Here is a 21,552-nt window from a genome sequence, read left to right as displayed (position 1 = left end):
ACACCTCATTGGGATGTGAGCAAAGGCGGGCGGCGCAGCAAACCGTGCACCGGACCGAACACCACGGACAGCAGGTACAACGCACCGGCTACCAGCACGATGGCTGGGCCGCTGGGCAGCGAGTAGTAGAACGACAGCAACAGACCGAGCCACACCGAGAGGCAGCCGAGCAGCCCGGCGATGACCATTAGCATCGGCAAGTGACGGCTCCAGAAGCGTGAAGCGGCGGCTGGCAACATCATCAAACCGACCACCATCAGCGCACCGATGGCCTGGAAACCGATCACCAGATTCAGCACCACCAGGGTCAAAAACACGCCATGTGCCAACGGGCCGAGACGGCTGACGGTTTGCAGAAACAATGGGTCGAGGGTGTCCAACAGAAGTGGCCGATAGATCAGCGCCATCGCGATGAGGCTGATGGCGGAGACCCAGAGCATGCCGGTCAATGTTGGCCCGTCGACGGCCAATGCCGAGCCGAACAGCAAGTGCAGCAAGTCGAGGCGTTTGCCGGCGATCCCCAGAATCAGCACGCCGCTGGCCAACGAGATGGGGTAGATCGCCGCCAGGCTCGCATCTTCCCGAAGACCGGTGCGGCGGGTGATCCATGCCGCCAATCCGGCCATGCTCAGGCCGGCACCGAGGCCGCCGATGGTCAGCGCAGGCAAGCTCAATCCGGCAAACCAGAACCCTAGCGCGGCACCGGGCAAGATACCGTGAGCCACGGCGTCGCCGATCAGACTCATGCGCCGCAGGATCAGAAACACCCCAAGCGGTGCAGTGCTGCAAGCCAATACCAGACCGCCGATGAGGGCTCGGCGCATGAACACGAATTCATGGAACGGTTGCCAAAGTTGCGCAGCGACGAGCATTACGCCACCTGCGTGTGTGGTTGCTGGAGAATCAGTTCACGACTCGGCGCCAGGACGCAGCCCGTGTTTTTGATCAGCAGTGCTTGCGGAATGTGTTGGCGAACCGCCGCAAGGTCATGACACACCACGACCAGGGTTCGCCCTTCTTTGTGCCAGGTGTGGATGTGTTTCCACAGTAGCGCCTGGCCGAGTTCGTCCAGCGCGGCGTGAGGTTCGTCGAGCAGCAACAGTGGTGCTTCGGCGAGACTTAGACGAGCGAGCAGGGCGCGTTGCAATTCGCCGCCCGACAACGCCATCAATGGGCGTTGCTCCAAACCGTTCAGGCACCAGTCGTTCAGCACGCTGTCGAGGCGCTGGCGGCGAACGTCCGGCGTTTGTTTGCTGCCCCAGAATCCAGCGCTCACCAGCTCTTGCAGGCTGATGGGGAACTGCCGGTCGAGGTGCTGCTGTTGTGGCAAAAAGGACAAACCACCCCGTGGTGAAACATCGAGGACGACTTTTCCCGTCAGCGGTTTTTGCAGACCGGCGATGACTTTCAGCAAGCTGCTTTTGCCCGATCCGTTGGCACCGATGACTGCCGTCAGGCTGCCGCTGGGCAAATCGAAATCGACGGGGGGCGTCAGTGGTTGTCCGGGCGCACCCCAGCGTAATCCTTGGCAACGAATCATGCGGCCTCCCAGTTCCAGCGGCTTTCGGCCACCGCATCGTGGGCATGCAGACTTTCGGCGTGAACCACGCGCAGCTGAAAAGCCTTGATGCCAGGCGAGCGTTTCAACGCCAGATTCAAACGCCGCGCGGCGTCTTCGCAGAACATCAGGTTCTGACCGTTAGCAAGTGCGAAGGCTTGTTCGTCGGCGCGTTTTACTGCGGTTTGAACGGCGGTGCCGAGCGCGGCTTCGGTGTCGTTGATCGCCGCAATCAAGGGCAGATCGCCCAGATAGCCATCCAGCCGTAGCCGCAATTGCGCACTGCTACGTTGACTGTGCGGCGTGGCAACGATGCCTTTTGATGATCCGAGCCAAGCCAGAACGTCTGCGTGCTGCAACTGTTTGTTGGCAAAGTCATCGATGAATTGCTGCTGAATAAGTTGTCTCGAAAGCGCAGCTGAACAGGGGCAGGTGGACGAATAAGAAACTTCAATTTTTAGTTCCACGTGGAACACTGCGTTTTCCAACCGTGCTTCGATGCTGATTGGATAGCTTTTCCAGCCGGCCAAAGGGCTGATCAAGGCTGGGCGTTTGAGCAGCAAATCGGCGTGAATGCGCAGGTAAGCGGCATTGGATAAACCCTCGTGGCTGTCGAGGAAACGTTGCAGAGCTTGCCGCAACAACGCCGGGGTGAGGCTTTCCTGCTCGAGCATCTCCAGTGCCAGATACAGCCGTGACATATGAATGCCACGCGCCTCGCCATCATCGAGGCTGACACCCGCATCGGCTTTCGCGCTCAATCGCTGGCCGTCGAACACAACAGGAAGAGCAATGCCGCACATGCCCACCCATTCGAGTGGCAAGGCTTGGCGTGAGGCCTGCGCGGCGATATCCGGCAGAGTCAGCGCATTCATGAGCAGGTCCATCGTTGGAAATGTTTTGCCATGTTATATTATAACAATCAAATCGACGATGCCTTTTTCTCGAGCGGTCTTTCACTATGCACAGGCGACAATTGCTCAACCTGTTGTTGGCCAGCGCTGCGCTGGTTTTACCTTTCGGCGTGTCGGCGACGCAGATCCGCAATGCACGGCTCTGGCGTTCGGATGACAAGCTTCGCCTGGTACTCGATCTGAGCGGACCGGTGCAGTACAAAACCTTCTCGTTGAGTGCGCCCGAGCGACTGATCATCGACTTGAGCGGTGCGCAGCTCAGCGGTGACTTCAGCCAATTGGCGCTCACCAACACGGTGATTCGTTCGATCCGTTCAGGGCATTTCGGGCAAGGCGATACGCGGATCGTCCTCGACCTTACCGGTCCGGTGCGGCTCAATAGTTTTCTATTGCCGCCACAGGACGGGCAGGGCCATCGTCTGGTACTTGATCTACTGAGCGCCGCGCCCGTGCAGATCGCCGCGGCTGCACCGTTGGTTCAGCGTGAAACGCCGATCGACAAAGCTCATCCCAAGCGCGACATCATCGTCGTGGTCGACCCTGGCCATGGCGGCAAGGACCCCGGCGCGATTGGCGCCAAAGGCGAGCGCGAGAAAGACGTGGTGCTGTCCATCGCACAATTGCTGGCCAAGCGTTTGAAGCGCGAGAAAGGTTTCGATGTGAAATTGGTGCGCAACGACGACTTCTTCGTGCCGCTGCGCAAACGCGTGGAGATCGCCCGTACGCACAAGGCCGACATGTTCATCTCGGTGCACGCTGACGCGGCACCACGGCTCACGGCCTCTGGCGCTTCGGTTTACGCATTGTCCGAAGGTGGCGCGACCTCGGCCACGGCGCGCTTCATGGCGCAACGGGAAAACGGTGCCGACCTGCTCGGTGCGACCAGTCTGCTCAACTTGAAGGACAAGGATCCGATGCTCGCCGGAGTGATCCTCGACATGTCGATGAACGCCACCATCGCCGCCAGTTTGCAGCTCGGCAGCACGGTGCTTGGTAGCCTGGCGGGCATTACCACACTGCATCAGAAGCGCGTGGAACAGGCCGGATTTGCGGTGCTGAAATCACCGGATGTGCCATCAATCCTGGTAGAAACCGGCTTCATTTCCAACGCCCGCGACAGCCAGCGACTGGTGACGGCGCGGCATCAAAAGGCGGTAGCCGACGGTCTTTTTGAAGGTTTGCAGCGCTATTTTCAGAAGAATCCGCCGGTGAACAGCTACATGGCCTGGCAGCAGTCCCAGCAAAAATCGCAGGTTTAGCAGCCAGTCAGCCGACTACAGGTGAACTTGCCGCTGGAACCGCCGGAGCTGGAGAACCGATTGAGGGTGGTCCAGCCAACACGGCGGCTGTAGCCGACCCAGGCTTCGCCGTCGGACGCCAAACCGGTGAAGAACGTCAGTTGGCCGTAACGGCTGCTGGTCTGCGCCCAATAGCGTTTGCCGGTCACTTCAAACCCGCGCAAGTACGTCGTGCTGCCTACTGTGGCGACGCTGTACGCATTACCGTCGGGGTCCACGCAGGCCAGCAGATTGGCGCTGCGCGTGCACTTCGCCAGGCTCGGCATCTGCGCGCAAGCGTTTGCTGCGACCAGCAGCGAAAGGCTCAACAGTGTGCATTTCAAGGCCTTGTGCATGGGCTTTCTCGTGGGGTGAGCGGGATCAAGCATTGCGTCCTTTGTCGTTGGAAGCAAGAGGGGGATTGGCGTCCTTGTGTTGTTATACTATAACATTGAAGAGTCACCTGACCGGCCACTCCTGATGAGGAATACCTGATGCCCAATCGTCTCCCCGTTACCGTGTTGTCCGGCTTTCTCGGCGCCGGCAAAAGCACGCTGCTCAACTACGTGCTGCGTAACCGCGAGAACCTTCGGGTCGCGGTGATCGTCAACGACATGAGCGAAATCAACATCGACGGCAGTGAAGTTCAGCGTGACGTTACCTTGAACCGCGCTGAAGAAAAACTCGTCGAAATGAGCAACGGCTGCATCTGCTGCACCTTGCGCGAAGACTTGCTGGAGGAGGTCAGCAAACTGGCCAGAGACGGTCGCTTCGATTACCTGCTGATCGAGTCCACCGGTATTTCCGAACCTCTCCCAGTCGCGGAAACCTTCACCTTTCGCGACGAGGAAGGCCAAAGCCTGGCCGATATCGCGCGGCTCGACACCATGGTCACGGTGGTCGATGGGATGAATTTTCTGCTCGATTACCAGGCCGCAGAAAGCCTCGCGTCACGCGGTGAAACCCTTGGCGAGGAAGACGAACGCTCGATCACTGACTTGTTGATCGAGCAGATCGAATTCGCCGACGTGCTGCTGATCAGCAAGATCGATCTGATCAGCAGCTCGGAGCGCGAAGAGTTGATCGCGATCCTCAAGCGGCTCAACGCTCAGGCACACATTATTCCGATGGTGATGGGTGAAGTACCACTGAAACAGATCCTCAACACCGGCCGCTTCGACTTTGACAAAGCCTCTCAGGCGCCGGGTTGGCTGCAAGAGTTGCGCGGCGAGCATGTGCCGGAAACCGCCGAATACGGCATCGCGTCAATGGCTTATCGGGCACGTCGACCGTTTCATCCGCAGCGTTTTTTCAGCTTCATCAATCGGCCGTGGGTGAATGGAAAACTGCTGCGTTCCAAGGGCTTTTTCTGGCTGGCCAGCAAGCACCAGGACGCCGGTAGCTGGTCCCAGGCCGGTGGTTTGATGCGTCACGGGTTCGCCGGTCGCTGGTGGCGCTTTGTGCCGAAATCAGAGTGGCCGCAGGATCAAGAGAGCACCGCGGCGATCATGGAAAACTGGACCTCTGCCACGGGTGATTGCCGTCAGGAACTGGTGTTCATCGGCCAGAACATCGACTTCGCCCAACTCACAGCACACCTCGACAACTGCCTGCTTAACGATGACGAAATGGCCTTGGGCGTCGAAGGTTGGCGGCTGATGACTGACCCGTTTGGTCCTTGGCTCGAAGAGGAAGCGGCCTGATGCTGGCGCCGAATTTGAAAGTGCGTCCGGTGGTTCGTCAGGTACAGGGCCCAACCCCTGAAGTCTTCACGCAGATACTTGAAGACGGTACCAATCTGGCCCTTTGGCAGCGCCGTTTGCCGGCACATATCGCCGATTTCGGCAGATTGTTGCTGTCATTGAACGAGCCGCTGGCCGAGTCGTTGGTCGTGGAGTTGGCGACAGACGACGTTGAACCCGACCTGCGGGGGCTGGCCACAAGCTTCAGTGATCTGGAAGGCTACGAAGGGTTTATCGCTGACGTTTCATGGCTGGTCAGCGCGTTTGCCTGCTTGCTGGGGGCGACGCGTATCGGCTTGCGTTTACGGGTGCTGGACAAAGCCATGTGCCCGCGTTTTCACGTCGATCATGTGCCGGTGCGGCTGATTACCACCTACGCCGGTATCGGCAGTCAGTGGCTCAGAGAAGGCGCCATGGATCGTAAGAACCTGGCCAGGGCGGAGACCGAGCCGCAGGACTGTGAGCAAATGCTCTGTGGTGAAGTGGCGTTGCTCAAGGGCGAGAAGTGGCACGGCAACGAGGGTTTCGGGCTGATTCATCGTTCGCCGCAACCGGCACCGGGTGAGCGCCGGCTGATCCTGACACTCGACTGGCTCGCGTGACTCAAGGCGTGAGCCACGCGCCCTGACTCTGGCTTTCGCAAAACGGCTTCAGGTACGCCGCGTCTGTGGCCACGCCGTAATAGTGAATATCCTGCCGGTAAGGCATATTGGCAACTTGAGCGTTGCTGCACACTCCGAAGGCGCCGCTGGGGCATTGGTCGAGAAATGCGACGTCGACCTTCTGCCCCGCGAGGTTTGGCTGACAGAAGCCGTCATGGAACAGCTTTTCCGGGATGTTGCGGTTCTGCTGGCAGACTTTGACGTCGAGCCGCTCCGCTTGGCTATGAACCACACAGGCCTGGGCCAGCGCCTCGCCCGAAGCGAAGGCCAACAGCAATGGCAAGCCGATCAGTCGCATCCTTTTCCTCCCAAGAAACTGCCAAACATGCTGCAGAACATTCCTACTCACGTCATCGCCGGACCGTTAGGTGCCGGCAAGACCAGCCTGATCAAGCATCTGCTGACGCAGCGGCCGGCGAACGAGCGCTGGGCGGTGCTGATCAACGAGTTCGGCCAGATCGGTCTCGACGCCGCGCTGTTGACCACCGGCGCCGATGGTATCGCACTGGGTGAAGTGGCTGGTGGCTGTTTGTGTTGCGTCAATGGTGCGCCGTTTCAGATCGGCCTTGGGCGGTTGCTGCGTAAATCACGGCCGGATCGCTTGTTTATCGAGCCCTCCGGGCTTGGACACCCGGCGCAACTGCTCAAGCAATTAAGCGAAGCGCCATGGCAGGGCGTGCTGGCGGTTCAACCGAGCGTTCTGGTGCTCGACGCTCAAGCACTGGCCGCCGGAAAACCACTCCCTGCCGCGCAACAGGAAGCCCTGTCGAGCGCCGGTCTGTTGTTGATGAACAAGGCCGAGCATCTGAGCGATGAGGATCGTCAGCGCATCACCGCGCAGTTGCCGGAATGCCCGCTGTACTGGACGCAGCTGGGCGCTCTGGCACTGAGTGACTTGCCAGGTGTCAGCCGCCGAGCGGTCGAGGGTGTGGCTAACTTCAGTGTGCCTAAAGGTCTGGCGCAGATGCCGGCGCTCTGGACTGATCCGACACAGCCGATTTGCCTGAGCCAGCAGCAGGAAGGTGGCTGGAGTATTGGTTGGCGTTGGCACCCGAGTCAGTCGTTCGAACTTTCCAGGGTCCAGGCTTGCCTAGCGGCGTTGGACTGGCGCCGGGCCAAGCTGGTTATCCACAGCACCGAGGGCTGGGTGTCGGCCAACTCGCTGGATAACGCCGCGCTGCACTGGCAACCCAGTGAATGGCGTCAGGATTCGCGCATCGAGCTTATTTTCGATAAGCCGCAGGATGCCGATTCACTACAGAGGAAACTCGTGAACTGCCGTGTGAGCCTGATTTAACGCGGCTCAGGTTCAATGACGCCACTTGTTATGGTCCTGGCGCCATTGGCTCAGCTCGATCACTTCGGCGCTGGGCAGCACAGGTTTTTCCTCAAGCGGAATCGGGTAGGGTGCCAATTCGATCTGCGCGCTGTGGGCTCCGAATTGGGTGATGGTGCCCATGTGACGTGTTTCGCCGGTTACGGTGAACTCGAAGTTATACACGCGGGCCAGGCGTCGCCGCCCGTTGGCGTCCTTCACGAAGCCAATTTTTTTCAGTGCCACATTGCCGTCGAGCAATTCGATGTCGAGTTTGGCGCAATGCCGCTTGACCCGTTCCAGGGCCCGCTCACGCAGGCCATGGTTGTGCCACAGCCAGGCGGCACCGGTCGCCAGCAGCATCAGCACGAAGATATTTCCAAGGGTCAGCATGAACAGTGCTCCAACAAATTAGTGTCAGCTTAACTGTCTCTCCGGTCTGTCGTACAGGCTCCGTTTAGTCGCATACTGCGCGGCTCGAATTTCAATCGTTTTACGGAAATCCCGCATGAAACGTACTCCCCATCTGCTCGCCATCCAGTCCCACGTGGTTTTCGGTCACGCCGGCAACAGCGCCGCGGTTTTCCCGATGCAGCGGGTCGGGGTGAATGTCTGGCCGCTCAATACCGTGCAGTTCTCCAACCACACTCAATACGGCCAGTGGGCTGGCGAAGTGTTGGCGCCGCAGCAGATTCCCGAGCTGGTGGAAGGCATCGCGGCCATTGGCGAACTGGGCAACTGCGATGCGGTGCTGTCCGGCTACCTGGGCAGCGCCGCTCAAGGTCGGGCGATCCTCAGCGGCGTGGCGCGGATCAAGGCGATCAACCCCAACGCCCTGTACCTGTGCGACCCGGTGATGGGGCATGCGGAGAAGGGCTGCATCGTGCCGGCCGAAGTCAGCGACTTCCTGCTGAATGAAGCCGCCGCGGTGGCGGACTTCATGTGCCCCAACCAACTGGAACTGGACAGCTTCTCCGGGCGCAAGCCGCTGTCGCTGTTCGATTGCCTGGCGATGGCCCGCGCGCTGCTGGCACGTGGCCCGAAGGCGGTGTTGGTCAAGCATCTGGATTACCCCGGCAAATTGCCGGACAGCTTCGAGATGCTGCTGGTGACAGCCGAAGGCAGTTGGCACCTGCGCCGCCCATTGCTGGCGTTTCCGCGTCAGCCGGTGGGCGTGGGCGACCTGACGTCGGGTCTGTTCCTGGCTCGGGTGTTGTTGGGGGACAGCTTGGTCGCGGCCTTTGAATTCACGGCGTCGGCGGTACATGAAGTACTGCTGGAAACCCAGGCTTGCGCCAGCTACGAGTTGGAGCTGGTGCGCGCCCAGGACCGTATTGCCCACCCTCGGGTGAAGTTCGAGGCGACGGCGATCAGTTTGTAACGGCGTCGCGGCGCAAAAGATCGCAGCTTGCGGCAGCTCCTACATAGGCTGCGATCTGTGCGGTGTCAGACGTCAGCCTTGATTTCGCGATAACGCTGGTCCAGCTCCTGGCGAATTTGCCGGCGCTGCTGGGCCTGGATGAACCGGCGTCTATCTTCGCTGTTCTGCGGTTGCAACGGTGGAACAGCCGCTGGCTTACGCTGATCGTCGACCGCAACCATCGTGAAGAAACAGCTATTGGTGTGACGTACCGAGCGCTCGCGAATGTTCTCGGTTACCACCTTGATGCCCACCTCCATCGAGGTATTGCCGGTGTAGTTGACCGAAGCCAGAAAGGTCACCAATTCACCGACATGGATCGGTTCGCGAAAGATCACCTGATCCACCGACAGGGTCACCACGTAGCGGCCGGCATAACGGCTGGCGCAGGCGTAGGCGACTTCATCGAGGTATTTGAGCAGGGTGCCACCGTGGACATTGCCAGAGAAATTGGCCATGTCGGGGGTCATCAGTACCGTCATCGACAGCTGGGCGTTTCCGGGTTCCATAGCACACTACTCACAGTTCAAGGCTGGGATTGCGGGAGCACCTCTGTGGGTGCCTGGCTGGTTTTTTAAAACCACCGTTAACGGGACGCCACGCCGATGATGGCCGTCACGCCCGAATCGATCTGTTTCCATATATTGCGCCGCCTTTGCGCCTGAAGTCGCGGTGTTACCCTTCAAAAGCCCACTTCAAGGGCCCTTTCATCCGATCTGGTAATCGCCAACGACGTCAGCACATCCATCGAGGAGCCCTTGCCATGCATGCCATCAGTTTTATTCAGGATCTGGCAGTGATCATGCTGGTTGCGGGTGTGGTGACCATTGTTTTTCATCGGCTCAAACAGCCGGTGGTCCTGGGCTATATCGTTGCCGGTTTCATCATCGGCCCGCACACCCCGCCGTTCGGGCTGATCCACGACGAACAAACCATCAGGACCCTCGCCGAGCTGGGGGTGATTTTCCTGATGTTCTGCCTGGGCCTGGAGTTCAGCCTGCGCAAACTGTTCAAGGTCGGTGCCACGGCGTTCATTGCGGCGTTCCTGGAAATCGTGCTGATGATCTGGATCGGCTACGAAATCGGCCGCTGGTTTGACTGGAGCACCATGGATTCGCTGTTCCTCGGCGCGATCCTGGCGATTTCCTCGACCACCATCATCGTCAAGGCCCTCAACGATCTGAAGATGAAGAACCAGCGCTTTGCCCAACTGATCTTTGGTGTGTTGATCGTCGAAGACATCCTTGGCATCGGCATCATTGCCTTGCTCTCGAGTATTGCCGTGAGTGGCACGGTGAGCTCGGGCGAAGTGTTTTCCACCGTCGGCAAACTCTCGCTGTTCATGATCGTCGCGCTGGTGGTTGGCATCCTGCTGGTACCGCGCTTACTGGCCTATGTAGCGAAGTTCGATAGCAACGAAATGCTGCTGATCACCGTGCTTGGCCTGTGTTTTGGCTTTTGCCTGCTGGTGGTCAAGCTTGAATACAGCATGGTGCTCGGGGCGTTTCTGATTGGTGCGATCATGGCCGAATCACGGCAATTGGTGAAAATAGAGCGCCTGATCGAGCCGGTTCGCGATATGTTCAGCGCCATCTTCTTTGTTGCGATCGGCCTGATGATCGACCCGCAGATTCTTCTTCAGTACGCCTGGCCGATTGTGGTGATTACTGTCGCCGTGGTGCTCGGCAAAATGTTCTCCTGCGGCCTTGGGGCGTTTATCGCCGGCAATGACGGACGCACCTCACTGCGAGTCGGCATGGGCCTGTCGCAGATTGGCGAATTCTCTTTCATCATCGCGGCGCTGGGCATGACCTTGCAGGTCACCAGCGATTTCCTCTATCCGGTGGCGGTAGCTGTCTCGGCCATTACCACTTTGCTGACGCCGTACCTGATCCGTGCCGCCGATCCGCTATCGCTGAAGCTGGCTGCTGTAATCCCGCAGCGCCTGGGCCGTGTGCTGGGGATGTATGGAGAATGGCTACGCAGCATTCAACCGCAGGGCGAGGGTGCGCTGCTGGCGTCGATGATTCGGCGGATCTTGCTGCAGGTCGGGGTCAATCTGGCGCTGGTGGTGGCGATTTTCTTCTCGGGCAGCTTTTTTGCCGAGCGGATTTCCAGCTACCTGCACGCCTGGATCGATGATCCGAGCTGGCAGAAGGCGTTGATCTGGGGTGGGGCATTGCTGCTGTCGCTGCCGTTCCTGATTGCCGCTTATCGCAAGCTGAAGGCGCTCTCGATGTTGCTGGCGGAAATGGGCGTGAAACCGGAGATGGCCGGCCGCCACACGCAGCGAGTGCGTCGGGTGATCGCCGAAGTGATCCCGATCCTCTCGCTGCTGGTGATTTTCCTGCTGCTGGCAGCCTTGTCGGCCAGTATCTTGCCGACCAACAAGTTGCTGGTGCTGATCGCCGTTGTAACCGCCGCGGTAGCGGCTCTGCTCTGGCGCTGGTTCATCCGCGTGCACACGCGGATGCAGGTGGCCCTGCTGGAAACCCTGGACAACCATAAGGATTCGTCCGGGCATTGACTCAGCGGGGCGTCAGGCAGATCAGCTCTCCAGCCAGACGTCCCGCGCCCAGTGCCACACCGACTCCCAGGTTTCTTCGGCCAGCAGCTCTTCCTCGGCCAGCCACAGCACCACGGTGCCATCTTCTTCGACCAGGTAGTAATTGTCACCGTCCTGGCAGATCGGAATCATGCTGCGATCAACGCCAGCGTCCCAGGCGTTGGCGGCAACGTCCGGCAGGTAGGTGTGCGATTGCGGGTCGGTGACGGTCACCGGCTCCAGGCTGCCATACACGACGTCGCTGACGGTCAGCAGGAATTCTCTGAAGACAAACGGGATGTCGATGAACAGTTGTTCTTCGATTTCCACCAGCAGGTCTTCGTCAGGCAGTTCCAAGGGGACCGGTACCGGTTCGTTGGCTTCACGCAGTTGTTCGATGATTTCTTCCACGTCCGGGATCCTCTTGCTTGATGGCGCGGTTTAGTTGGGGCGGTTTATACAGTAGCTCGCTATAGATGCAACCGCGAAATAGAAAACCCCAGCCGAGGCTGGGGTTTTCATTACAGCATGCGAAACGAGGGCGGTATTAGCCGTTCTGACGGATACCAGCCACCAGCCAAGGCTGGTTATCGCCCTGCGGACGTTCCATGTTCCAGCTTTCGCTGAACACTTCGCCCTGGTCGAAACGCGAGTTTTTCGACACGCCGTTGAAGGTCAGGGTGGCGATGGTCTTGTCTGCGCGATCATCCACGCCGTCCAGTTGAACGGTGAGGTTGTCGATGTAGGTGGACTGGAAACCGTCACCCAGATCGGCGCGTTCGCGCTTGAGGAACTCCAGCATTTGTGGGGTCACGAACTCGGCAATCTTGTCCATTTCGTTGGCGTCCCAGTGCTGTTGCAGGGACTGGAAGTGGCTGCGCGCCGCCTCAATGAAGCGCTCTTCGTTGAACCACGCCGGGGCGTTGATCACCGGACGAGCGGCAGCAGGGGCAGTCGATCCGCCGAAGATTGGCTTCTGTTCGTACACTTCACGCTGCATTGGCGCGCCCGCAGGGGCCATGTGCTCTTGTTGCTTGCGGCGACGAGCGGCGATGAAGCGGAAGATCACGAACGCGATGACTGCCATGATCAGGATGTCGAAAATCTGCATGCCCTGGAAGCCGCCGCCCATGAACATGGAGGCCAGCAGGCCACCGGCAGCGATGCCGGCCAGAGGGCCGAGCCAGCGCGAAGCACCGCCGGCTTTGGCGGCAGCGCCTGCGGCACCCGCAGCACCGGCAGTCGCGGCAGCAGAACCCATGCCAGGCGAGGACGGCGCCATTTGGCTGGTCTGGTGGGTAGGCGCGGCGCCTACGCTTTTGCCGCCACCGAAGCGCTTGGCGTTGGCGTCGAGGCTCATCGTCAGGCCGATGCACAGCGCCAGGGCGATGCTAAGAAAACGTTTCATAAAGGGAATTCCCATTTGTGGATGGCACGCGCGCCATGTTGCACAGGTGAAGTGACACTGGCTAGCGGCAGAGTGTTTCGGGCTTTTGCCTGACAGGCTGCGTTCAGCTCCGTCGGTACAAGGAGGCGTGTGTACTTTTGTCTGTAGGACAAATGGATTTGTTCAGCAGGAACGCTGCTTAACGTCGCAATGCCAACATCACCACGCCCGCCGTGATCAGACCGATTCCGCCCCATTGGCGCAAGTCGAGCCGCTCACCCAGCAACACTACGCCCAGCACGGCCACCAGCACCACACTGAGTTTGTCGACGGGGGCTACCAGCGAGGCTGGCCCGAGTTTCAGCGCACGGAAGTAGCAAATCCACGAGGCACCGGTTGCCAGGCCAGACAGCAGCAGGAACAGGTAGCTCTTGGCGGATATCGATCCTAATGACTGATATTGGCCCGTTGCGTACAAAATCAAGGCCAGGCTGACCAATACCACGATCGTGCGTAGCAGCGTGGCGAAGTCGGAATTGACGTTTTCGATGCCGACCTTGGCGAAAATCGCGGTCAGCGCCGCGAATGCCGCCGACAACAGAGCCCAGAATGTCCAGGAAGAAAAGAAGCCTGAGCCCATGTTTATTACGCCTTCTATCAGATAAACCTGCTGAGGTGGGGTCAACACAAAACCCTGTGGGAGCGAGCCTGCTCGCGATGGCGGCACCGCGGAGTTCAGGAGCACCGCGTCATCGTTCATCGCGAGCAGGCTCGCTCCCACAGAAAAGCTCTTCGGGTAGGCTTTTAGATAGCTTCGAGCTTGGCGTAGCCAAGCATCAGCCATTTGCTGCCTTCGCTGAAGTTCACCTGCACCCGAGCCTGCGCGCCAGCGCCTTCGAAGTTGAGGATCACCCCTTCGCCGAAGACTGCGTGTTGCACCTGCTGGCCGAGGCTGAACGCGGTTTCCGGGATTTCCGTGCCGGCGAACAGGCTGCTCGAACTTTGCTTCTGGCCGCCACCGAACGGACGGCTGACGCTGTTGGACAGCCGGACTTCCTGGATCAGGCCCTTAGGCACTTCGCGTACGAAGCGTGAAACCTTGTTGTAGGTCTCGCTGCCGTACAGGCGTCGGGTTTCGGCGTAGGTCATCACCAGGTTTTGCATCGCCCGGGTGATGCCAACGTAGGCCAGACGGCGTTCCTCTTCAAGGCGGCCGGGCTCTTCCAGGCTCATCTTGTGCGGGAACAGGCCTTCTTCCATGCCCACCAGGAACACATAAGGGAATTCCAGGCCTTTGGCGCTGTGCAAGGTCATCAGCTGAATGCTGTCTTCGTGTTCGTCGGCCTGAGTGTCGCCGGCCTCCAGCGAGGCGTGGCCGAGGAACGCGGCCAGCGGCGTCAGGTCTTCGTCTTCTTCGGCGTTTTCAAAGTTGCGCGCCGCGCTGACCAGTTCTTCAAGGTTTTCTACCCGCGCCTGGCCTTTCTCGCCTTTTTCCGCTTGGTGATAGGCAATCAGGCCGCACTGCTCGATGACTGTCTGAGTCATCAGGTGCAGCGGCATTTCGGCGGTTGTGGTCGCCAGGTGCTCGATCAACTCGATGAATGCACCCAGGGCGCCGGCTGCGCGACCGGTGAGGCCTTTATTGGCCACCAGTTGACGCATGGCTTCCCACATCGACACATCGCTGTGACGAGCGTGGTCGCGGATCGCTTCGACGGTTTTTTCGCCGATGCCACGGGCCGGAACGTTGATCACCCGCTCCAGTGCCGCATCGTTGCCGCGGCCTTCGAGCAAGCGCAGGTAGGCCATGGCGTTCTTGATTTCAGCCCGTTCGAAGAAGCGCTGGCCGCCATAGATTCGGTACGGGATACGTTCACGCAGTAAAGCTTCTTCCAAAACCCGTGATTGGGCGTTGGAGCGGTACAAAATCGCGATATCGCTGCGGGCCATGCCGGTTTTCAGCGCACTTTCGATGGTTTCCACCACGTAGCGTGCTTCGTCATGTTCGTTGAACGCGGCGTACAGGTTGATCGCTTCGCCTTCGCCGCCGTCGGTCCACAGTTCTTTGCCCAGACGTCCGGTGTTGTTGGCGATCAAGGCGTTGGCGGCCTTGAGGATCCCGGCGGTGGAGCGGTAGTTCTGTTCCAGTCGAATGACTTCCGCGTCCGGGAAGTCGGCCGAATACTGGTGAATGTTCTCGATTTTCGCGCCGCGCCAGCCGTAGATCGACTGGTCGTCGTCGCCAACCACCATCAGGCTGTCGCCGCCCTTGGCCAGCAGTCGCAACCAGGCGTACTGCACGGCGTTGGTGTCCTGGAACTCGTCCACCAGCACGTGACGGAAGCGCTTCTGATAATGCGCCAGCAGCCCCGGATGGTCGCGCCACAGGTCGAGGGCGCGCAGCAGCAGTTCGGAGAAGTCGATGACGCCAGCGCGCAGGCACGCGGCCTCGTAGGCTTCATAAATGCTGCGCATGGTGGCCAGGAACAGATCGCCACTGGCTTGAATATGTTGCGGACGCAGACCTTCGTCTTTTTGCCCGTTGATGAACCACTGGGCCTGACGGGCCGGCCAGCGCTGTTCGTCGAGGCCCAGCTCGCGGATTACCCGCTTGACCAGACGCTGCTGGTCATCGCTGTCGAGGATCTGGAAAGTCTGGCTCAGGCCGGCTTCCTGCCAATGCGCCCGCAGTAAGCGGTGCGCCAGGCCGTGGAAGGTGCCGACCCACATGCCGGCCGGGTTGATACCCATCAGCTGCTCGATGCGATGGCGCATCTCGGCAGCGGCCTTGTTGGTGAAGGTCACCGACAGGATCGAATGTGGCGAGGCGTTCTCGACCTGGATCAACCAGGCGATACGGTGCACCAGCACACGGGTTTTACCGGAACCAGCACCGGCCAGGACCAACTGACGACCCACGGAGGCAGCTACGGCCTGACGTTGGGCATCGTTGAGGGAGTTCAGCAGAAGGGAGAGATCATCGCGCATCGGGGCATTCTAGGGTGCCGCGCCACACCGGGCAAACCGAGCTTTGCATTAACCGATGAAAGAAACTCGGGGACGACCGGTCAGTCATTCGTTGCAAGCCTTGATGGGCAGCGCTTCTGCGGTTTTGAGGGGTGGCAACGGGCCATTTGTTTTGTCGATTTTATGATCTGGAGCAGTTTGGTCCGGGCCATTGCTTGTGTATGCTCCGTCGACGTTTCGGGCTCATCACGCTCAACCTTATAAGAATAAGAATATCGCCTATGACCCTCAGCTCCAGCCTGTCGGGCCCCCTTGTGGAACCTCGGGTTATTCGCAAACAGTACGCTATGGAAATGGCGGTCGAGCGTACGCGCCTGCTGTATCAGGGGTCGTTGCTGCCCACGCTGTTCATGTTGATCAATGGTCTGGTGTGCGCCGGGTTGCTCTGGAGCCCGCAGCGCTACTTCCTGGTGAGCATCTGGCTGATCTGGTTACTGTCGCTGGTGGCGTTGCGGGTGATTCAGGTCGCGGCCTTCGACTCGGCGATGCCCAGCCGTCAGGCACAGCCGATCTGGCGCCGAATGTTTCTGCTGGGCTCGGCCATCAGCGGCCTGACCCTGGCCGGCGCCGGCATTGCCCTGGTGCCCACCGACAGCTTCCTGCAACAAGCCTGGGTGTTCGGCCTGATCGGCGCGGCGACTCTCTCGGCGAGCGTCGCCTACGCGGTGAGCTTGCCGGCTTTCCTGTCCTTTACCTTGCCGTGCTTATTACCGGCGATTGGCTATCTATTCTGGGGCGGCGATGAACAGCAGCAGGGTTGGGGCTGGCTCGGGCTGATTCTGCTGGGTTCTCTGAGTGTGGTCGCCTGGCAGGTCAACCGGCTGATCCAGCACGGTTTGATGCGGCGTTTCCAGAATCAGGCGCTGATCGAGCATTTGCAGCAGGCGCAAAGTCGCAGCGAGCTGCTCAATCAGGAGCTGGCGCGGGAAATCGAACAGCGCCGCCATGCCGAAGAAGAGCTGCGTGAAGCCCAGGTCGGGCTCGAAAGTCGGGTCGCCCAGCGTAGCCGCGAACTGGATGTCGCCAACCAGGCCCTGAGCAAGAGCGAAGCGCGGCTGGCGCTGGCATTGAAGGCCAGTGAATTGGGGTTGTGGGACTGGAACCTGCAAACCGATGAAGTGCATCACACCCAACTCAAGGAGTTGTTTGGCATTGAGCCGGAATTCGTCACGGCGATGCTCAGTCACTTGAAGCCGCGGCTGCACCCGCAGGACTTGCCGCCGCTACGGCGGGCGCTGGTCGAGCATTTGAAGGGCCGCACCGAGGATTATCAGATCGAATACCGTGTGCGCCACGGCGATGGTCATTGGGTCTGGATCGAAGACCGTGGGCGCGCAGTGGAGCGTGGCGCCAACGGACGGGTGATCCGCATGGTCGGCACCCGGCGTGATATCAGCGCCAGCAAAGGCCTGGAAGAACAGCGACAACTGGCGGCGACGGTGTTTGAAGCCGCCAGCGAAGGCATTGTGATTTTTGACCCGGATTACGCGTTGATCGCGGTCAATCAGGCGTTCAGCCGGGTCACCGGGTATCAGATTGAAGACTTGCTGGGGCGCAATGTGGTCGAGTTGCCGTGCAGTCGTGACGCGCGACGGCACTATCCGGCGATCCATCAGGCATTGGAGCAACATGGCAGTTGGCAGGGCGAGTTGGTGGAGGCGCGCAAAAACGGCGAGCTCTATCCGCAATGGCTGCAACTGAACGTGGTGCGCGATGCTCGGGGAAATGTAAGTCATATCGTAGGCTTCTTCGCCGATCTATCAGCCCGGCGCGAATCCGAAGAGCGCATGCGCTACCTGACCCATTACGACGAACTGACCGGGCTGGCCAACCGCTCGTTGTTTCGCGAGCGCCTGCATGAGGCCCATCAACGGGTACGACAGGGCGGCCGGAGTCTGGCGCTGCTACACATCAATCTGGACCGTTTCAAATTGCTCAACGACAGCCTTGGCCATGAAGTCGCCGATCAGATGTTGCAGAAAATGGCGCGGCGTCTGGTCAATGCATTGCCGGAGGCGGACACCATTGCACGTTTGTCCGGTGACGAGTTCGCGGTGCTGTTCGACGCTTACGGCAACCTGTCGAGTCTGGCGCGAGTCGCCACCCGACTGTCGACCAAGCTGCGCTTGCCGCTGACCGTTGACGGCCATGAACTGGTCGTCAGTGCGTCGATGGGCATCAGCATGTTGCCGGACAACGCGCGGGAAATTTCCGCGTTGGTCAGCCAATCGAACATGGCCATGCAGCATGCCAAACACTTGGGCGGGAACAATTTCCAGTTCTACACCGACAGCCTGCAGGCCAGCACCCTCGAGCGCTTGCAGTTGGAGAACCAACTGCGCAAGGCCATCGAAGAAAAGCAGTTGAAGGTGTTTTACCAGCCCAAACTCTGCCTCGCCACCGGCCGGCTGAACGCCGCCGAAGCGCTGGTGCGCTGGGATCATCCGACCATGGGGCGGGTGCCGCCGGGGGACTTCATCGGTCTGGCGGAAGAGACGGGGCTGATCGGGCCGATTGGTGAGTTCGTGTTGCGTCAGGCCTGCTGGCAAGCGTGCGAGTGGCAGCGTCAGGGGCTGGAGCCGATCCGGGTTTCGGTCAATCTGTCGGTCCACCAGTTGCGTCAGGGCAAACTGGTCAGCCTGGTGCGTCAGGTGCTTGAGGAGACTGGCCTGGCGCCGCACTACCTGGAACTGGAGCTGACCGAAAGTCAGTTGCTGGACAGCGTCGAGCACATCATCGCGACCTTCCAGCAGTTACGTGATCTGGGGGTGAAACTGGCAATCGACGATTTTGGCACCGGTTATTCGTCGCTAAGCTACCTCAAGCGTATCCCTGTGGACTACGTGAAGATCGATCAGGCGTTTATCCGCGGGCTGGGTGAGGGCGGTGAAGACGCAGCGATTACCCGGGCAATTATCGCCATGGCGCACGGTCTGTCGCTCAAGGTTGTGGCTGAGGGGGTCGAGCGTGAGGAGCAGCTTGAGTTCCTCAAGGCCGAGTTATGCGATGAGGTGCAGGGCTACCTGATCAGCCGGCCAGTGGAAGCGTGTGCCGTGGCTGAACTACTGCGTGCCGATAACCCACTTGCGTAGCCGCTACCGAAGGCTGCGCCCGAGCGCGAAGCGGTCGCAATGACGTCGAACGCGAGCTCAGGTTTTACGGCTGCTGCGCAACCGAACGCAGGCTACGCCAGCTGCTACATGGGGCGTGCTCGGCCAAAACAGGGGCATGGAGTTACGCATTGAACAGGCAAAAAGCGAATTCTTGTAGTATAACTACAAGCTTGCTACATCCCCGGCGTCTGCCAATAACAATGAGTCCTGCCCTTTGAACCTGTTGCAACACATCGCCCAGTCGCGCCACCTGTTACGCAAATCGGAGCTCAAGGTTGCCGATCACGTGCTGCTTGACCCAGCGGCTGTGATGCACAGTTCCATGGCCGATCTTGCCCACAGCGTGGGCATCAGCGAGCCGACCATCGTGCGCTTCTGTCGCGCCATCGGTTGTTCGGGTTTTCAGGACTTGAAGCTGAAACTGGCACAAAGCCTGGCAGCAGGGGCGAGCTTCGGGCAATTTGCGATTCACGAAGACGATTCGGTCGCCGACTACAGTCTGAAAATTTTCGACACCACCCTGCACACCCTGATGGAGGTTCGCGAGAAGCTTGATCCGGTGGAGTTGCAGAAGGCTGTGACGCTCATGTCGCAGGCTCAGCGCGTCGAGTTCTATGGCTTTGGTGCCTCCGGTGCCGTTGCCGCGGATGCCCAGCACAAATTTTTCCGTTTGCTGCTGACCGCTGCGGCTTATTCCGACCCGCACATGCAGGCAATGTCGGCGGTCACGCTCAAGCCTACGGACGTGGCGATCTGCATTTCCCAGTCCGGCCGCTCCAAGGATCTGTTGATCACCGCCAATCTGGTGCGTGAAAGCGGTGCCTCGCTGATCACCCTGTGCCCGAGCCAGACGCCGTTGGCCGAGCTGTCGACCGTCAACCTGGCGATCGACGTGCATGAAGACACCGAAATCTATACGCCGCTGACTTCGCGTATCGCTCACCTGGTAGTGATCGACGTATTGGCCATGGGCGTGGCCATGGCGCGTGGGCCGAGCCTGGTCAACCACCTCAAGAGCGTCAAACGCAGCCTTCGCAGCCTGCGCCTGTCGCCCAAATCGGTCAAAGCGCTGGACGACTGATCCTGCTGGAAGGTCGTTCCGACCTTATCGCGAGCAAGCTCGCTCCCACATTGATCGGCTGTGTTGCACAAATCCTGCGCACACCACAGAACCTGTGGGAGCGAGCTTGCTCGCGAAGGCGTCCTCGAAAGCGCCGAAAGTTCACATCCCTGTAATCCCCGCGCCGCCAAACCGTCATCCTCCGCGCCTATCTTGAAACTCCCGTACTCGCCTTGGGAGACTCGAAATGGCCCAGCACTACGAAGAACGCAACAGCGCAGTCAAAACCCGCCGTCAGCAAGAAGATCAGCGCCGCATGGCGTTTCGCCGCGCAATTGAAGATCGTTGCGAGCACCGCCAGCTTCTGGCCGAGATCGGTGAATATCCGGATCTGGAACTCAACTATTGGCAGGCAACACCGGCAGCTTCGCGTCGAAACGCTCAACCAGCGCGCTGATCTGCACCCGTTCACTGCGGATAAACCCCAGGAACGCATGCGCTACCGGTGACAGGCGTTTGGCTTTGGCCTGCACCAGGCACCAGCTGCGGTACAACGGCAGCTCTTCGACCGGCAGCTCTTTGAGTCCGCCGGTCGCCAACTCCAGGTTCAGGGCGTGGCGCGTCAACAAGGCCAGGCCCAGACCCGCCACCACGCATTCACGCTGGGCTTCAGCCGACGAGACTTCCTGGGTCTGGTTGAAGTGCACGCGCTTCTCTTTGAAATATTCTTCGCACGCCAGTCGTGTCCCGGAGCCTGGTTCGCGCAATAGCAGCGTGTAGGGCTCAAGATCCTGCAAGCGCAGCGGTCCCATGTGGCACAGCGGATGATCCGGTGGCGCCACGGCAACGATCGGGTTGTTGAGGAACGGCAAGAACTCCAGGCCCATGTCCTGCGGCACCATGGACATGATCACCAGGTCGTCGCGGTTGTCGGACAGGCGCCGGATCACCTGTCCGCGGTTGACCACCGTCAGTTGCAGGTTCACTTCCGGGTGCTGACGCTTGAAGGCGGCAAACAAGTGCGGTACGAAGTACTTGGCGCTGGATTCCACTGCCAGTTTCAGCTGACCTTGCAACGAGCCCTGCATGTCCGAGAGCTGCATATCGAGATTTTCCAGGCGTCCGAAAATGTCCCGACTGGCGCGCTGTAACGCTTCAGCCGCTTCGGTCATGTAGAGCTTTTTGCCGACATAATCGAACAAAGGCTGACCAATCAGCTCTTCAAGCTGACGAATCTGTAGGCTGACGGCCGGTTGTGTGAGCGACATTTCGTCAGCTGCACGGCTGTAGGAACGCAAATCGCAGACTTCATTGAAAATCTGAAGTTGGCGTAATGTCATACGCATCAAAGACTTACGCATTATCTAGGGACTCTGGTCGCAGGCTGGTCGTTCAACTATAAGTCTTTGCTTATGCCTGACCCAATTATTATTGATTTTTGTTAATCCCTTGAGCGGGCTAGTGTGACTGTGCGACTGGCTTGAAACATTTAGTCACGCGCCGACCCAGTCCAAGGTCGTGGGTAGCAACCG

21 protein-coding genes are annotated in these 21,552 nt (G+C 59.7%); 9 read left to right on the top strand and 12 right to left on the bottom strand.

Features of this window, described 5'->3' with window-relative positions; all coding sequences use genetic code 11:
- Positions 1 to 5: 5 nt before the first annotated feature.
- The 3 genes from AC1RKH_RS11500 to folE2 are packed head-to-tail and all read right to left on the bottom strand — an operon-like array spanning position 6 to position 2,433.
- Positions 6 to 872 (bottom strand): metal ABC transporter permease, encoded by an 867-nt coding sequence (locus tag AC1RKH_RS11500; RefSeq protein ID WP_493062747.1) that lies wholly within the window; start codon positions 870 to 872, stop codon positions 6 to 8.
- A complete protein-coding gene (locus AC1RKH_RS11495) occupies positions 872 to 1,540 on the bottom strand; it encodes a metal ABC transporter ATP-binding protein (RefSeq protein WP_493062746.1) in 669 nt (222 codons plus the stop codon). The genes AC1RKH_RS11500 and AC1RKH_RS11495 overlap by 1 nt, the downstream gene beginning before the upstream one ends.
- Entirely contained in the window at positions 1,537 to 2,433 is an 897-nt protein-coding gene (gene folE2 / locus AC1RKH_RS11490; protein ID WP_493062745.1) for a GTP cyclohydrolase FolE2, read from the bottom strand. The genes AC1RKH_RS11495 and folE2 overlap by 4 nt, the downstream gene beginning before the upstream one ends.
- A gap of 86 nt (positions 2,434 to 2,519) precedes the next feature.
- On the opposite strand from folE2, the gene AC1RKH_RS11485 reads away from it, so the two are divergent.
- On the top strand, positions 2,520 to 3,731 hold the full coding sequence (locus AC1RKH_RS11485; protein ID WP_493062744.1) for an N-acetylmuramoyl-L-alanine amidase: 1,212 nt from the start codon (positions 2,520 to 2,522) through the stop codon (positions 3,729 to 3,731).
- Here AC1RKH_RS11485 and AC1RKH_RS11480 read toward each other — a convergent pair.
- Complete coding sequence (locus tag AC1RKH_RS11480; protein WP_493062743.1) at positions 3,728 to 4,105, bottom strand: glutamine synthetase; 378 nt, start codon at positions 4,103 to 4,105, stop codon at positions 3,728 to 3,730. The two genes, AC1RKH_RS11485 and AC1RKH_RS11480, sit on opposite strands and share 4 nt — an antisense overlap.
- 138 nt (positions 4,106 to 4,243) lie before the next feature.
- Here AC1RKH_RS11480 and zigA point away from each other — a divergent pair, with 138 nt between their 5' ends.
- Together zigA and AC1RKH_RS11470 are read left to right on the top strand one after the other, a co-directional pair.
- The gene (gene zigA, locus AC1RKH_RS11475) at positions 4,244 to 5,452 is read left to right on the top strand and encodes a zinc metallochaperone GTPase ZigA (protein ID WP_493062742.1); all 1,209 of its coding nucleotides are present in this window, start codon (positions 4,244 to 4,246) and stop codon (positions 5,450 to 5,452) included.
- Entirely contained in the window at positions 5,452 to 6,093 is a 642-nt protein-coding gene (locus tag AC1RKH_RS11470; protein ID WP_493062741.1) for a DUF1826 domain-containing protein, read from the top strand. The genes zigA and AC1RKH_RS11470 overlap by 1 nt, the downstream gene beginning before the upstream one ends.
- A gap of 1 nt (position 6,094) precedes the next feature.
- Here AC1RKH_RS11470 and AC1RKH_RS11465 read toward each other — a convergent pair whose 3' ends face one another.
- Positions 6,095 to 6,451: an NADH:ubiquinone oxidoreductase gene (locus tag AC1RKH_RS11465; protein WP_123427187.1), complete on the bottom strand. Its 357-nt coding sequence runs from the start codon at positions 6,449 to 6,451 to the stop codon at positions 6,095 to 6,097.
- A 27-nt stretch (positions 6,452 to 6,478) separates the two neighbouring features.
- Between AC1RKH_RS11465 and AC1RKH_RS11460 the strand changes: the two genes are divergently transcribed.
- On the top strand, positions 6,479 to 7,450 hold the full coding sequence (locus AC1RKH_RS11460; protein ID WP_493062740.1) for a CobW family GTP-binding protein: 972 nt from the start codon (positions 6,479 to 6,481) through the stop codon (positions 7,448 to 7,450).
- 12 nt (positions 7,451 to 7,462) lie between these two features.
- On the opposite strand, the gene AC1RKH_RS11455 is transcribed toward AC1RKH_RS11460, so the two are convergent.
- Entirely contained in the window at positions 7,463 to 7,861 is a 399-nt protein-coding gene (locus AC1RKH_RS11455) for a DUF3301 domain-containing protein (RefSeq protein WP_401123013.1), read from the bottom strand.
- 115 nt (positions 7,862 to 7,976) lie between these two features.
- On the opposite strand from AC1RKH_RS11455, the gene pdxY reads away from it, so the two are divergent.
- A complete protein-coding gene (pdxY, locus tag AC1RKH_RS11450; RefSeq protein WP_493062739.1) occupies positions 7,977 to 8,849 on the top strand; it encodes a pyridoxal kinase PdxY in 873 nt (290 codons plus the stop codon).
- 65 nt (positions 8,850 to 8,914) lie between these two features.
- Here the strand turns inward: pdxY and AC1RKH_RS11445 are convergent, their stop codons facing one another.
- A complete protein-coding gene (locus AC1RKH_RS11445; protein ID WP_123427195.1) occupies positions 8,915 to 9,397 on the bottom strand; it encodes an acyl-CoA thioesterase in 483 nt (160 codons plus the stop codon).
- Between the two features lie 254 nt (positions 9,398 to 9,651).
- Here AC1RKH_RS11445 and AC1RKH_RS11440 point away from each other — a divergent pair, with 254 nt between their 5' ends.
- Positions 9,652 to 11,415, top strand: a complete 1,764-nt coding sequence (locus AC1RKH_RS11440) for a cation:proton antiporter (RefSeq protein ID WP_493062738.1) — start codon at positions 9,652 to 9,654, stop codon at positions 11,413 to 11,415.
- 21 nt (positions 11,416 to 11,436) lie between these two features.
- Here AC1RKH_RS11440 and AC1RKH_RS11435 read toward each other — a convergent pair whose 3' ends face one another.
- The 4 genes from AC1RKH_RS11435 to uvrD form a co-directional block, all read right to left on the bottom strand.
- Entirely contained in the window at positions 11,437 to 11,844 is a 408-nt protein-coding gene (locus AC1RKH_RS11435) for an SMI1/KNR4 family protein (RefSeq protein ID WP_019694340.1), read from the bottom strand.
- 136 nt (positions 11,845 to 11,980) lie between these two features.
- The gene (locus AC1RKH_RS11430; RefSeq protein WP_493062737.1) at positions 11,981 to 12,841 is read right to left on the bottom strand and encodes a Tim44 domain-containing protein; all 861 of its coding nucleotides are present in this window, start codon (positions 12,839 to 12,841) and stop codon (positions 11,981 to 11,983) included.
- A gap of 178 nt (positions 12,842 to 13,019) precedes the next feature.
- Positions 13,020 to 13,460, bottom strand: coding sequence for an EamA family transporter (locus tag AC1RKH_RS11425; protein ID WP_071552707.1), 441 nt, complete (start codon positions 13,458 to 13,460; stop codon positions 13,020 to 13,022).
- A gap of 164 nt (positions 13,461 to 13,624) precedes the next feature.
- Positions 13,625 to 15,808, bottom strand: coding sequence for a DNA helicase II (gene uvrD / locus AC1RKH_RS11420; protein ID WP_493062736.1), 2,184 nt, complete (start codon positions 15,806 to 15,808; stop codon positions 13,625 to 13,627).
- 260 nt (positions 15,809 to 16,068) lie between these two features.
- Between uvrD and AC1RKH_RS11415 the strand changes: the two genes are divergently transcribed.
- The 3 genes from AC1RKH_RS11415 (at position 16,069) to AC1RKH_RS11405 (ending at position 20,477) form a co-directional block, all read left to right on the top strand.
- Positions 16,069 to 18,939 (top strand): putative bifunctional diguanylate cyclase/phosphodiesterase, encoded by a 2,871-nt coding sequence (locus tag AC1RKH_RS11415; protein ID WP_493062735.1) that lies wholly within the window; start codon positions 16,069 to 16,071, stop codon positions 18,937 to 18,939.
- A gap of 235 nt (positions 18,940 to 19,174) precedes the next feature.
- On the top strand, positions 19,175 to 20,041 hold the full coding sequence (gene hexR, locus AC1RKH_RS11410; protein ID WP_123427501.1) for a transcriptional regulator HexR: 867 nt from the start codon (positions 19,175 to 19,177) through the stop codon (positions 20,039 to 20,041).
- 226 nt (positions 20,042 to 20,267) lie between these two features.
- A complete protein-coding gene (locus tag AC1RKH_RS11405; RefSeq protein ID WP_081013719.1) occupies positions 20,268 to 20,477 on the top strand; it encodes a PA3496 family putative envelope integrity protein in 210 nt (69 codons plus the stop codon).
- On the opposite strand, the gene AC1RKH_RS11400 is transcribed toward AC1RKH_RS11405, so the two are convergent.
- Positions 20,419 to 21,381: a LysR family transcriptional regulator gene (locus AC1RKH_RS11400; protein WP_123427499.1), complete on the bottom strand. Its 963-nt coding sequence runs from the start codon at positions 21,379 to 21,381 to the stop codon at positions 20,419 to 20,421. The genes AC1RKH_RS11405 and AC1RKH_RS11400 overlap by 59 nt on opposite strands.
- Positions 21,382 to 21,552: the final 171 nt, after the last annotated feature.

This window comes from Pseudomonas sp. GW822-FHT06B12, from assembly GCF_058799675.1.
Note: the sequence above shows the minus strand (reverse complement) of the source record. Positions and strands in the feature narration are given on the sequence as shown.

Excerpts from the sequence above, each read along its gene's own strand:
- AC1RKH_RS11500 (WP_493062747.1), bottom strand. The coding sequence starts at position 872 with ATGCTCGTCGCTGCGCAACTTTGGCAACCGTTCCATGAATTCGTGTTC.
- AC1RKH_RS11495 (WP_493062746.1), bottom strand. The coding sequence starts at position 1,540 with ATGATTCGTTGCCAAGGATTACGCTGGGGTGCGCCCGGACAACCACTG.
- folE2 (WP_493062745.1), bottom strand. The coding sequence starts at position 2,433 with ATGAATGCGCTGACTCTGCCGGATATCGCCGCGCAGGCCTCACGCCAA.
- AC1RKH_RS11485 (WP_493062744.1), top strand. The coding sequence starts at position 2,520 with ATGCACAGGCGACAATTGCTCAACCTGTTGTTGGCCAGCGCTGCGCTG.
- AC1RKH_RS11480 (WP_493062743.1), bottom strand. The coding sequence starts at position 4,105 with ATGCACAAGGCCTTGAAATGCACACTGTTGAGCCTTTCGCTGCTGGTC.
- zigA (WP_493062742.1), top strand. The coding sequence starts at position 4,244 with ATGCCCAATCGTCTCCCCGTTACCGTGTTGTCCGGCTTTCTCGGCGCC.
- AC1RKH_RS11470 (WP_493062741.1), top strand. The coding sequence starts at position 5,452 with ATGCTGGCGCCGAATTTGAAAGTGCGTCCGGTGGTTCGTCAGGTACAG.
- AC1RKH_RS11465 (WP_123427187.1), bottom strand. The coding sequence starts at position 6,451 with ATGCGACTGATCGGCTTGCCATTGCTGTTGGCCTTCGCTTCGGGCGAG.
- AC1RKH_RS11460 (WP_493062740.1), top strand. The coding sequence starts at position 6,479 with ATGCTGCAGAACATTCCTACTCACGTCATCGCCGGACCGTTAGGTGCC.
- AC1RKH_RS11455 (WP_401123013.1), bottom strand. The coding sequence starts at position 7,861 with ATGCTGACCCTTGGAAATATCTTCGTGCTGATGCTGCTGGCGACCGGT.
- pdxY (WP_493062739.1), top strand. The coding sequence starts at position 7,977 with ATGAAACGTACTCCCCATCTGCTCGCCATCCAGTCCCACGTGGTTTTC.
- AC1RKH_RS11445 (WP_123427195.1), bottom strand. The coding sequence starts at position 9,397 with ATGGAACCCGGAAACGCCCAGCTGTCGATGACGGTACTGATGACCCCC.
- AC1RKH_RS11440 (WP_493062738.1), top strand. The coding sequence starts at position 9,652 with ATGCATGCCATCAGTTTTATTCAGGATCTGGCAGTGATCATGCTGGTT.
- AC1RKH_RS11430 (WP_493062737.1), bottom strand. The coding sequence starts at position 12,841 with ATGAAACGTTTTCTTAGCATCGCCCTGGCGCTGTGCATCGGCCTGACG.
- AC1RKH_RS11425 (WP_071552707.1), bottom strand. The coding sequence starts at position 13,460 with ATGGGCTCAGGCTTCTTTTCTTCCTGGACATTCTGGGCTCTGTTGTCG.
- uvrD (WP_493062736.1), bottom strand. The coding sequence starts at position 15,808 with ATGCGCGATGATCTCTCCCTTCTGCTGAACTCCCTCAACGATGCCCAA.
- AC1RKH_RS11415 (WP_493062735.1), top strand. The coding sequence starts at position 16,069 with ATGACCCTCAGCTCCAGCCTGTCGGGCCCCCTTGTGGAACCTCGGGTT.
- AC1RKH_RS11405 (WP_081013719.1), top strand. The coding sequence starts at position 20,268 with ATGGCCCAGCACTACGAAGAACGCAACAGCGCAGTCAAAACCCGCCGT.
- AC1RKH_RS11400 (WP_123427499.1), bottom strand. The coding sequence starts at position 21,381 with ATGCGTAAGTCTTTGATGCGTATGACATTACGCCAACTTCAGATTTTC.